Here is an 11,678-nt window from a genome sequence, read left to right on the forward strand (position 1 = left end):
AGAAAGGCGGGGTCATTCCCCGCCTTTTTTTGTTCAAAGTCCAATGACAGGTTTGGCCGGGTCCAGCACCTCTTCGTTTTCGATGTAAGCCTGGAATTTTTTGTCTGACAGCGCCGAGCGTACGGCGAGCGCAAAAATCACTGCCGAAAATGCCGCACACAGCACAATGTCCCAACCAAACGGGATCTGCTTTTGCGCGCCTTCTCCAAACTGACCCATGTAGGAGATCAGCCCCAAACCACAGAAATAGGGCATCAGCCAAAGCGCCTCGGTCGCGTCCATTTCATCGAGCCGATTGTGAAAGCGGATCAGCAGCAGCGCCATGCCGATGAGCAGGGCAATTCCCAGCCTCCAGACCGTGTCCCACCCGCTCCAGTAGACGATCAGGGTAGAGATCGCGAAGGCCGTGAGCCCGACAAGTTTGACGGCGGGAATACGGATTGAGCGCGGGCGGTCAGGCATCAGATCGCGTAAACACACCACGGCGATTGGGCCGACCGCGAATGAAAGCACAATGGCGGCCCCGTTCAGGGCGATTACGGTTGCGAACGGGACCGTCAGTAAAAACAGAGTGCCAATCAGAAAGTTGAGAGCCAAGGCCCAAAGCGGTACTCCGAACGATGACAAGATCTGCAAACGTTTCGGCAGGAACCCGTTTTGCGACAGGGCCAGAGCGATACGGGCGTTCGATCCTGTTGCAACCAACCCATTGCCAAACGGGCCGATGACCGACCCGACGTTCAGCAAGCTGAGGAACCACAATATTCCGACAGACATTATGACGCCATCCAAAGGACCTTGCCCACCGAAGCTGAGACTCGCCCAACCATCGCGGATCATCATGGGATCAAGCGCGCCGATAAAGGCCACCTGTAATCCAAGGTAGATCAAGGCACATAGTACAATGGACAGAACCAGAGCGGCCGGGATGTCGAATTTTGGGTTTCGAACTTCTCCTGCCATATCAACAACATGCCGGAAACCTATAAAGGAAAAGATCACCCCACCGGTTGATACTGCGGCCATGATGCCTTTCAGGCCGTAGGGGGCGAAACCGTCAGGGGCGGAGAAATTCTGCACGTCAAAGCGGGTCGCGATCAACAACACGGACAATACTATCGGAATGGCAATCTTGGCCCAGGTCAGCGTTGCATTTACCTGTGCAAAAAATTTTACGCCCAGTGCGTTCACAGCGACGAACAGCAACATGAATAGCAAGGCGACCGAAACACCAGCGCCGGTCAGTTCGCCGGTATCTGCGGCGTGGAGCCATGACGCGTAGGGCGCGAGGTATTTAAGCATGGCTTCAACTTCGATCGGAGCGGTGGTGTTGTAGCCAATCCAGGCCGTCCATCCCATCGCCATCGACACGATGTTGCCGTGTGAGAACTGAGGGACGCGTGCGATTCCTCCTGGGATAGGTAACATCGCTGAAATCTCGGCGAAGGTTATTGCCAGTATGAACATCGCAACGGCGCCAATAATCCAAGAAAGAACCGCGGCGGGGCCTGCGTGTTGCACGGCGAGTAGGGGGCCGAAAAGCCAGCCTGACCCAATGATTCCTCCAACCGAAATGAAGGTCAGGCCGACCAGGCCAATTTCCCGCTTCAGTTTCGCCATGTTATTTCTCGCCCAAAGAGGGGTGCCTTATTGGTGGCTATGACATCAGGATAAGCAGGCCACGGGAAACATGGCAAGTGCCACATATCATGCAGAAAATTCGTGAAAACGAGGTCTGCCCGATTCATCTTCTAAATCCTGCTGGGCGTGTTCTTCGAAACGCGATCGCCGGCAATAGGTATTTGAAGTGGAATCGACTCGGAACATGAGGCACGCTGGTCGTCTGTGCCAAGGTAGGAGAACCCAGGATGCCTCTGTACAATGATATGTTCGAGCTTTCGGTCGAAGATATGGATATAATCGAAGAGGCCATGCGTCATGCCATAGCTTCCAGATCGAATGGCCCTGTTGACGAGAGGGTAGAAGAAAGGGAAACCCGTGAAGACTTTGTGCGCAAGGCACACGACCTTCTGGGGCGTCTGCATGACCAAAAGGTTTTTTATCGTCCTAAATCCGGCGTGTATGTCGGAGGATGACAGCATTGTGCTCGCAGCGTTGAACCAAATGGCTCCAAAACGCTTCAACTATGCCGCATAAGCATTTGAATAATATGGTGGGTGATAAGAGATTTGAACTCCTGACATCTTCGATGTGAACGAAGCGCTCTACCACTGAGCTAATCACCCATAGCGGCGTTTGATACAGCGGCTTGTGTTTCGCCGCAAGTTCAAAGCGTTCAAATTGCAGCGCGTCAGACGAAATCCGGTTTTCACACATTGCCCGCCAAGTCGGATAGATCGGAAAAAATCAGGTTCGAGCAAAAAACTTGAAAACGCCGCTTGACGATGCCGGGGTGTAGCCATAATACACCCCAACGTTCAGAGATGAACGGGCAGTGGGCGGTTGTAGCTCAGTTGGTTAGAGTACCGGCCTGTCACGCCGGGGGTCGCGGGTTCGAGCCCCGTCAACCGCGCCATCGCTGCCAGCCTTTGATCCGGGCAAACGGATCGCACATAGACCCTAAATGCGCGGTTGTAGCTCAGTTGGTTAGAGTACCGGCCTGTCACGCCGGGGGTCGCGGGTTCGAGCCCCGTCAACCGCGCCATTTTCCTTCGATTTAGAAAGTCATACGCCCTTGTGGGCGTTTTTTTGTGCCGACATCTTACTGATCTTATGATTTATTGCCTGCAAAACATCAGGGGCAAGCAGTGACCAGTCTAAATCGAGTTATCATGGCACGGCGCAGCCGGCAGTGGGTCCGCGGCCTGAAGCCGGAAACACTTGATGTCATTGAGATTTCTGGTTCGTGGGGTAAGCAATTTGGATTTTGCAGCTATGAACAGATTTGGCATAAGCAACATGATATCTGCACCGGACCCGTTCTGAACAAACAACAGCAGGTGCGAAAGGTCGATCTGGTTTTGGCCAATCAGGTGTGGGAGCACTTGGATCGCCCGGTTGAAGCCACGCTGAACGTGCTAGAGATGCTAAGGCCCGGAGGGTATTTCTGGCTGGCCGTCCCGTTCTTCATTCCATTTCACGCTGCTCCGCATGACTGTTCGCGCTGGTCTGCGCGCGGATTGAAAAACCTGCTCACTGAGTGTGGGTTCGACCCGGATCTCATCCGGGCCGAACAGTGGGGCAATCGGCATGCCGCTTTGCGCAATCTCGAACTTGAATGGCCTCCTGTTTATGACCCTGAGACAGACAATTTGGGGAACGATCCCGATTTTCCAATCTGCGCATGGGCTCTGGCTAAGAAAACCAGTGCTTAAGCCGAGTGTCGAAAAATCGCCTGTTCTTACTTTGTTCTAATTTTTTGGTTGGAGACTCAGCCGCTCTCGCCTATCTCTGAGTGACGTTGGTTGTTGGGGGCCTGAATGGCTGAGCTGAAGAATATCGTGGTGCGCGGTGCGCGCGAGCATAACCTCAAGAGCATTGATGTCGACATCCCACGGGATCAGCTGGTGGTGATCACTGGCCTGTCGGGCTCGGGTAAGTCTTCTTTGGCATTTGATACGATCTATGCCGAAGGGCAGCGCCGCTATGTCGAAAGCCTGTCGGCCTATGCGCGCCAGTTCCTCGACATGATGGAGAAGCCCGATGTGGATCACATCAGCGGACTAAGCCCCGCGATTTCGATCGAGCAGAAGACGACCTCAAAAAACCCGCGTTCGACCGTGGGCACCGTAACCGAGATCTACGACTATCTGCGCTTGCTCTTTGCCCGTGCTGGTACGCCTTACAGCCCGGCCACAGGATTGCCGATTGAGGCGCAGCAGGTGCAGGACATGGTCGACCGGATCATGACGATGGAGGAGGGCACGCGCGGCTATCTGCTGGCCCCCATCGTTCGTGATCGGAAGGGTGAATATCGGAAAGAGTTCCTTGAGCTGCGCAAGCAGGGTTTTCAACGCGTCAAGGTAGATGGTGAGTTCTATGAATTGGATGAGCCGCCGACGCTGGACAAGAAGTTCCGCCACGATATCGACGTCGTTGTCGATCGTCTGGTGGTACGAGAGGGCATGGAAACACGCCTGGCCGACAGCCTAAGGACCGCACTGGATCTGGCGGACGGGATCGCAATCCTCGAAACCGCACCGAAAGAGGGCGACCCCGAACGCATCACATTCAGTGAGAATTTTGCCTGCCCGGTCAGTGGGTTCACCATCCCCGAGATCGAGCCGCGCCTGTTCTCATTCAACGCGCCCTTTGGGGCTTGCCCCGATTGCGACGGGCTTGGGGTCGAACTGTTCTTTGATGAACGTCTGGTCGTGCCGGACCAGACATTGAAACTCTATGACGGGGCACTTGCGCCCTGGCGGAAGGGTAAATCACCGTATTTTCTGCAAACGATCGAAGCAATCGCGCGACATTACGAGTTTGACAAGAACACTCCCTGGAAGGACTTGCCCAAGAAAGTCCAGCAAGTGTTTCTGCGCGGGTCTGGTGATGAAGAGATCCAGTTCCGTTATGATGAAGGTGGCCGCGTCTATCAGGTTACCCGAAGCTTTGAAGGCGTCATTCCCAACATGGAGCGCCGCTATCGCGAGACTGACAGCGCCTGGATTCGCGAAGAATTCGAACGCTATCAAAACAACCGACCCTGCGGCACGTGCGAAGGCTACCGTCTACGTGCTGAGGCGCTGGCCGTCAAAATTGCGGGTTTGCACGTTGGACAGGTCGTCGAAATGTCGATCCGCGAGGCGTTGGCCTGGGTCGAGGATGCCCCAAATCATCTGAGCGCACAAAAGAACGAGATCGCGCGCGCAATTCTCAAGGAAATTCGCGAGCGGTTGGGTTTTTTGAATAATGTTGGATTAGAGTATCTTACGATGTCTCGTTCAAGTGGTACCCTGTCCGGAGGTGAAAGTCAGCGTATCCGTCTGGCGAGCCAGATCGGCTCGGGCCTGACCGGGGTATTGTATGTACTCGACGAGCCATCGATTGGTCTGCACCAACGCGACAATGATCGTCTGCTGGGAACGCTTAAGAATTTGCGTGACCAGGGCAACACGGTCATCGTCGTTGAACATGACGAAGAGGCCATTCGCGAGGCGGATTATGTGTTTGATATCGGTCCCGGTGCAGGAGTGCATGGGGGACAGGTGGTCAGCCACGGTACGCCCGAGCATATCGCCGGTGATGCGGCCTCGATCACCGGTCAATATCTTTCGGGCACGCGCGAGATCCCGGTGCCTGTTGAGCGGCGAAAGGGTAAGAAGCAAAAAGTAGCCGTTGTTAAGGCGACGGGAAACAACCTCAAGAACGTTACGGCCGAATTTCCGCTGGGAAAATTTGTTTGTGTGACCGGTGTGTCTGGCGGTGGAAAATCGACGCTGACGATTGAGACTTTGTTCAAAACCGCCTCGATGCGGTTGAACGGCGCTCGCCAGACACCGGCGCCCTGTGAAACGATCAAAGGGCTAGAGCATCTGGACAAGGTGATCGACATAGATCAGCGACCCATTGGCCGGACTCCACGTTCAAATCCAGCGACTTACACCGGGGCTTTCACCCCGATCCGAGACTGGTTTGCCGGGTTGCCAGAAGCCAAAGCGCGTGGATACAAGCCCGGGCGGTTCAGCTTTAACGTCAAAGGCGGCCGGTGCGAAGCGTGTCAGGGTGATGGCGTCATCAAGATCGAGATGCACTTTCTGCCTGATGTTTATGTCACCTGCGAAACCTGTAAAGGCGCGCGATACAACCGTGAGACGCTTGAGATCAAATTCAAGGGTAAGTCCATCGCGGATGTACTTGATATGACAGTGGAAGATGCGCAGGAGTTTTTTAAAGCGGTGCCATCGATCCGTGACAAGATGGATGCCTTGGCTCGCGTTGGGCTCGGCTACATCAAAGTTGGTCAACAGGCGACCACGCTCTCCGGTGGTGAGGCGCAGCGTGTAAAGCTCTCTAAAGAACTGAGCAAGCGATCAACGGGTCGAACGCTGTATATTCTGGACGAACCCACAACGGGTCTGCATTTCGAGGACGTGCGTAAACTGTTGGAAGTCCTGCACGAACTGGTCGACCAAGGAAATACTGTTGTTGTCATCGAACATAATCTCGATGTCGTAAAAACCGCCGACTGGATAATCGACATTGGCCCGGAAGGTGGCGATGGCGGAGGTCAGATTGTGGCTGAGGGTACGCCCGAAGACGTCGCTGAATGTGAGCGTAGCCACACTGGGCGTTATCTGAAGCCAATGCTGGATGGGCAAGCCGTAGCTGCCGAATAGGAACAGAGCGAGAGAAGAAAATGCTGCGAATTTTCTTCTCTGGTGCTTCGTAGAGCGCTGCGTTCTGAGGTTGTTCAGTCTCTGGACCGCTTCTCAAAACGTGGCAGCATGGCGCTGAAATCGCGCCCCAAGCCATCTTCGTGTTCGACAAACAATTCATAGAGCTTTGTCGCAACCTGTCCCATGGGCGTATCAGCGTCCGCACTCTCGGCAGCCTGTTGGCTGAGACGTAGGTCTTTCAACATCAGCTCGGCGGCGAAACCAGGGGTATAGTTATTGTCGGATGGGCTTTCGGGTCCAACGCCGGGGGCAGGGCAATAGGCGTTCATTGTCCAGCTGTACCCTGAGGACGTGCTGACGACATCGAACATCTTTTGTCGATCCAATCCCAATTTATCAGCAAGCGCAAATGCCTCGCAGGTTGCGATCATCGTCACGCCGAGAATCATGTTGTTGCAGATTTTGGCGGCCTGACCCGCGCCAGCTTCACCGCAGTGAACCGCTTTTTGCCCCATGATTTCAAATAACGGGGCCGCCTTGGCAAAAGCTGCGTCAGATCCACCGGCCATAAAGGTCAAAGTGCCTGCAGCGGCCCCACCAATCCCGCCGGATACAGGTGCATCGACTGATAGCAGACCAGCCTGAGCAGCTTGCTGCGCCACCGCGCGGGCGCTGTCGACATCGACCGTAGAGCAATCAATCAGAACCGCACCGTCTTGCATTGCCGGAACAACTTCATCGGCCACAGCGCGCAGAATTTGCCCGTTGGGAAGCATGGTGATGACGGCGTCGGCTTCCGCAGCTGCAGCGGCGCCAGAGGACGCCTTGGAAACGCCTTCGATGGCGACATCAACTTGATCAAATCCGATGACGTCTTGGCCCGCGCGCGCCAGATTGGCCGCCATCGGGCCGCCCATGTTGCCAAGCCCTATGAATGCGATTTTCATCCCTTACTCCTCTGAAAAGCTTAATGCATCCGCACCGAGCGGTTGCAGCATCTTGGACACTGCGACGGCAGGCACATCCAAATCAGCAAACTGCCATTTTGGGTTACGATCCTTGTCGATGATCTGGGCGCGAATGCCTTCCAGAAAATCGCCATGCTCCATCGCGCGATAGGTAAACCGGTACTCCAGATCCAGCGCTTTTTGCAATGTCAGGCCGGTTCCGCGCAGCCGATGCAACATCTCGACAGCACAAGCCATGGAGATAGGTGAGTTTCGCTGCAAGGTGCCGAGAATTTTCGTCGAAAATTCTGTGTCATCATTGCGCAGGCTGTTCAGGATATCGCCAAGTCTTTCTCCGTCGAACAGCCTGTCGATCTCTCCCTGCATTTCAGCCAAGGGGCTATCCGGTGCGGGCACTGCATGCTCATCCACCAGTTCCGCCCTGCCTGAGGCCTCCAACTGGTCAATTAGCTCCGCCCAATGCTCTTGGGGAATGAAATGGTCGGCAAACCCGGCATAGATCGCATCTCCGGGCCCCATGCGGTGGCCGGTGGTGCCCAGATACTCGCCCGATCGCCCCGGCGCCAGCGCCAACATCAGCGATCCGCCCACATCAGGAACCAGCCCGATTGAACATTCCGGCATCGCGATCTTTGAGCTTTCTCCAACCACTCGATGGCTGCCATGGCACCCGATGCCAACCCCGCCACCCATGGTGAAACCTTGCAGGAAGCTGATCACTGGTTTTGAGTACTCAAAAATCAAGGCATTCAGGCGGTATTCGTCGCGCCAAAACGTTTGGCCATAAGCATAGTCCGCCTTGGTGCCGGTCGCATAAAGCTCGGCAATATCTCCGCCAGCGCAAAAGGCTTTGTCGCCTTCGGCATCGAGAATGATGAGATCGACTTGATCATCCTCACGCCAGTTGCGCAGAGCGGTATCAATGGCCATGCACATCTCATAGCTAAGGGCGTTCAGGGCGTGTGGTCGTGTCAGCGTGATGCGCCCGGCACGGCCTGTGGTGCGAATGTCGATATCGGACATCAAAGACCTCAGCGATTGGAGAGCATCTGGCGCGCAACGATCACGCGCATGATCTCGTTCGTGCCTTCCAAAATTTGGTGCACACGCAGATCCCGCACCAGTTTCTCGATGCCATAATCCGCCAGATAGCCATATCCACCGTGCAATTGCAGACACTGATCCACGACATTCGATCCGGTTTCGGTTACGAACTTCTTGGCCATCGCGCAGAATTTTGTGGCGTCCGGTGCGCCCTGATCAAGTTTCCACGCTGCCTGACGCAATAATGTGCGCGCCGCCTGTAGCTCAATCTCCATATCTGCCAGTCGGAACTGCAGCGCTTGAAACTGATCGATCGATTGTCCAAAGGCCGTGCGCTCGGACATATACTGCAACGTCATGTCCAGACCGTTCTGAGCTGCCCCCAGCGAGCAGGAGGCGATGTTCAGGCGGCCACCGTCCAGCCCCATCATCGCGTATTTGAAACCGTCGCCTTCAGCCCCGACCAGATTGCCGGATGGAATTTTGCAATCGTCAAACTGAACTTGCGCGGTTGGCTGGCTTTTCCAACCCATTTTTTGTTCCAGACCACCGAAACTCAGGCCCGGCGTGCCGTCTTCGACATAGACGGTAGAGATCCCTTTAGGGCCGTCTTCACCCGTGCGCACCATGCAGACATAGGCATCCGAATAGCCGCCGCCGGAAATGAACGCTTTTGTGCCATTGAGCGTGTAGCCTTCATTGGTCCGTTCAGCGCGCGTTTTCAGCGCCGCAGCGTCCGATCCCGATCCGGGTTCCGTCAGGCAGTAGCTGAGGACGGTTTCGAGGCTGAGGATACTTGGCATAATGCGGGACTTCAGATCGTCACTGCCAAAGCTGTCCAGCATTTTGGCGCACATGTTGTGAATCGACAGGAACGCCGCGACCGAGGGACAGGCCATCGATAGCGCTTCGAACACCAGTGTCGCATCCAATCGCGTCAAACCCGAACCACCAGCCTCTTCCGAGACATAAAGTCCACCAAATCCTAGTTCGCCGATTTTGGGCCAAAGCTCTTTGGGGATGGTTCCGTCTGCTTCCCACTGACGCGCGAAGGGGGCGATGTGGTCTTGGCCAAAGGCGTAGGCCATGTCGAAAATGGCCGTTTGTTCTTCGGTCAGCGCGAAATCCATGACGTGTGCTTCCTGATGGCTATAGAATTGAACGAGCGTTTTATTCTTCAATCCTTACAGAAATTTTTCAATGACGGCAAACCCGACGATTTAGGGGATTTCTGGACGGTGAGGTATACTGCGGGAATTCTGCTTTCTTGATCATTACGGAGTATTCTTATGTCGTCACACAAGCTTGCTGTTATCGCGATTCACGGCATGGGCAGCCAGTACAATCCTCAGAACCAGCCGCCATCCACGACCCCAACGTTTTCCAAAGGGCTGAAAAGACGCGTTTCGAACCGGGTCGGCGCGGATATGGATGATGTAATCTGGCACGAGGTGGTCTGGGCACAGATCCTGCAAGGGCGGCAGAAGGCATATCTGCGCAAGGTCAACCGCAGCCTTGGATACGACAAGCTGCGCGAGTTTGTAGTGTGCAATCTGTCGGATGCTGCTTCCTACCGACCAACTCCGGATGATGGCGATAAGATCTATGAGGCGATCCACAAGAAAATCGAGAATGTGATGGGGGTCGTCAAATACCAGGTCGGACCACAGGGGCCTGTACTGATCCTGGCGCATTCGCTGGGTGGGCACATAATGTCGAACTATATTTATGACATGCAAAGACATCTGCGCCAGGGTGGTTCACCGGTTCATCCGACAGATGTTGAAAACATGAAAACCGTTGCTGGCCTCGTGACGTTTGGGTGCAATATTCCGATTTTTCTGTTCGCATATCCCGAGAATGAGATTTTTCCGATCATGGCCCCGAACCGCGCGCTGCCGCCTGCGTTGCAGTTTTCGACCTGGTGGCGAAACTACTATGACAAGCATGATGTTTTGGGTTTTCCTTTGGGCAAAAGCGCGCCAAGCTATGAACAACTTGCTCAAAGTGGGGCCTTGAAGGATAAGCCGATCAATGCGGGCAAAATCTTTACGTCGTGGAACCCGCTTTCGCATAACGGATACTGGACGGATCGCGATTTGTATGAACCCGTAGCGGACCGGATCAAAGAGATTTTGGCGGCGGTTTGACTTTAAAGGTCGGCGTGAAATTCCTCGATCAGGTGCTTGACCACCGCCATGCCCGGATCATCCCCGCGCGCCAAAGCTTCAGCGTAAACACGGCGTTGACGGGTGGCGGAGGTGCCATTTTCTGCGATCTGCCGAAGTCGGGCGAGTTCGGTCATGGTACCCAATGCCTCGGTGTCTTCGGCCAACATGCCCATCAGCTCTCCGATCAGTTCAGCCATCGGCTTGATTGAGCGATCACCGAAATCGATCAGACCTTCGCCCACACCGTAGCGCTGCGCGCGCCAACGGTTTTCGCCGATCAGAAACTTATCATATTGCCTCCAACGAAGATTGCGGTCTTTCAGGCGGCACAGCATCCGCGTCAGCGCCTGCACTAGCGCTGCAAGAGAAAGCGTATGTTCAAGCCTTGGCTGTACGTCCATGATGCGTGTTTCTAGGGTGGGGAACCGGTGAGATGGACGTAGGTCCCACCAGATCTTCGAGGTATCCTCGATAACGCCGAGTTCGACCAGCACGCCGGTGGTGCGTTCGTATTCGCCCCAACTGCTGAACACCGGGGGCAGACCGGTCCGGGGCAGATTGTCGAACACGGTGAGCCTATAGGAGGAAAGCCCAGTATCTTCGCCGTTCCAATAAGGAGACGAGGTCGACAACGCCAGCAGATGGGGCAGAAAGTAAGAAATCTGGGGTACCAGGTCGGCGCGCAAGGCTTGATCTTCGACGCCCACATGCACGTGCATTCCGCAGATCAGCATCCGCCGCGCCACGCCGCCCAAAGCATGCTGCAGGGCGTCATAGCGTTCTTTCCGTGTATGGTGTTGATCTTTCCAGTTCGCAAACGGATGGCAAGAGACCGCGATCGGAGCCAGATTATACTCGGACGCACGTTTTGATACACAAGAACGCAGGCGCTTTAGATCTTCGCGCGCCGATCTGATCGTAGCATGTGGGCGGGTCCCGACTTCGATCTGGCACTGCAGAAATTCCGGGCTGACTTGGCCTTCGAAATCTGCCTGACAAGCTTCCATCAATGCTGCGGGCGCCTCGGCGAGCTGCAGACTGTCTTGATCGACCAGCAGGTATTCCTCTTCAATGCCGATCGTGAATTCCTGCTGCATGGCGGCCCTCGTTGGTCAATTCACATCAGTGAATACGGAAATTAGCGTTTTGCCAAGGGTTTGACCTGTCGGTTCTTGCAGAGGTCCTGCGTGCACAGG

At 55.0% G+C, this 11,678-nt stretch carries 9 protein-coding genes and 3 tRNA genes; 6 read left to right on the plus strand and 6 right to left on the minus strand.

The features are described from left to right. Nucleotides 1–33: 33 nt before the first annotated feature. Nucleotides 34–1,620, minus strand: coding sequence for an APC family permease (locus ACR0JG_RS10275; protein ID WP_170595745.1), 1,587 nt, complete (start codon nucleotides 1,618–1,620; stop codon nucleotides 34–36). Nucleotides 1,621–1,868: 248 nt separating this feature from the next. On the opposite strand from ACR0JG_RS10275, the gene ACR0JG_RS10280 reads away from it, so the two are divergent. Beyond that, nucleotides 1,869–2,096: a hypothetical protein gene (locus tag ACR0JG_RS10280; protein ID WP_170393204.1), complete on the plus strand. Its 228-nt coding sequence runs from the start codon at nucleotides 1,869–1,871 to the stop codon at nucleotides 2,094–2,096. Between the two features lie 75 nt (nucleotides 2,097–2,171). On the opposite strand, the gene ACR0JG_RS10285 is transcribed toward ACR0JG_RS10280, so the two are convergent. Beyond that, nucleotides 2,172–2,246 (minus strand) — tRNA-Val (locus ACR0JG_RS10285). 213 nt (nucleotides 2,247–2,459) lie between these two features. On the opposite strand from ACR0JG_RS10285, the gene ACR0JG_RS10290 reads away from it, so the two are divergent. From ACR0JG_RS10290 to uvrA, 4 genes are all read left to right on the plus strand, one after another. Continuing rightward, nucleotides 2,460–2,536 (plus strand) — tRNA-Asp (locus ACR0JG_RS10290). A gap of 52 nt (nucleotides 2,537–2,588) precedes the next feature. Beyond that, nucleotides 2,589–2,665, plus strand: a tRNA-Asp gene (locus tag ACR0JG_RS10295). A gap of 127 nt (nucleotides 2,666–2,792) precedes the next feature. Then, nucleotides 2,793–3,335, plus strand: a complete 543-nt coding sequence (locus ACR0JG_RS10300) for a methyltransferase domain-containing protein (protein WP_480569561.1) — start codon at nucleotides 2,793–2,795, stop codon at nucleotides 3,333–3,335. A gap of 105 nt (nucleotides 3,336–3,440) precedes the next feature. Further along, entirely contained in the window at nucleotides 3,441–6,299 is a 2,859-nt protein-coding gene (gene uvrA, locus ACR0JG_RS10305) for an excinuclease ABC subunit UvrA (RefSeq protein WP_480569564.1), read from the plus strand. Nucleotides 6,300–6,373: 74 nt separating this feature from the next. On the opposite strand, the gene mmsB is transcribed toward uvrA, so the two are convergent. Genes mmsB through ACR0JG_RS10320 form a run of 3 tightly spaced genes read right to left on the minus strand, consistent with a single transcriptional unit; the run spans nucleotide 6,374 to nucleotide 9,441 of the window. Further along, nucleotides 6,374–7,246, minus strand: a complete 873-nt coding sequence (gene mmsB / locus ACR0JG_RS10310; protein WP_170732084.1) for a 3-hydroxyisobutyrate dehydrogenase — start codon at nucleotides 7,244–7,246, stop codon at nucleotides 6,374–6,376. Between the two features lie 3 nt (nucleotides 7,247–7,249). Next, nucleotides 7,250–8,290, minus strand: a complete 1,041-nt coding sequence (locus ACR0JG_RS10315; RefSeq protein ID WP_480569567.1) for an enoyl-CoA hydratase/isomerase family protein — start codon at nucleotides 8,288–8,290, stop codon at nucleotides 7,250–7,252. Nucleotides 8,291–8,298: 8 nt separating this feature from the next. Continuing rightward, a complete protein-coding gene (locus ACR0JG_RS10320) occupies nucleotides 8,299–9,441 on the minus strand; it encodes an acyl-CoA dehydrogenase family protein (RefSeq protein ID WP_480569570.1) in 1,143 nt (380 codons plus the stop codon). A 159-nt stretch (nucleotides 9,442–9,600) separates the two neighbouring features. Here ACR0JG_RS10320 and ACR0JG_RS10325 point away from each other — a divergent pair, with 159 nt between their 5' ends. Next, the gene (locus tag ACR0JG_RS10325; RefSeq protein WP_170393198.1) at nucleotides 9,601–10,461 is read left to right on the plus strand and encodes a hypothetical protein; all 861 of its coding nucleotides are present in this window, start codon (nucleotides 9,601–9,603) and stop codon (nucleotides 10,459–10,461) included. A 2-nt stretch (nucleotides 10,462–10,463) separates the two neighbouring features. Here the strand turns inward: ACR0JG_RS10325 and ACR0JG_RS10330 are convergent, their stop codons facing one another. After that, nucleotides 10,464–11,579, minus strand: coding sequence for a carboxylate-amine ligase (locus ACR0JG_RS10330; protein WP_480569574.1), 1,116 nt, complete (start codon nucleotides 11,577–11,579; stop codon nucleotides 10,464–10,466). Between the last annotated feature and the right edge of the window lie 99 nt (nucleotides 11,580–11,678).

The sequence above is a fragment of the Ruegeria sp. AD5 genome (assembly GCF_056542345.1).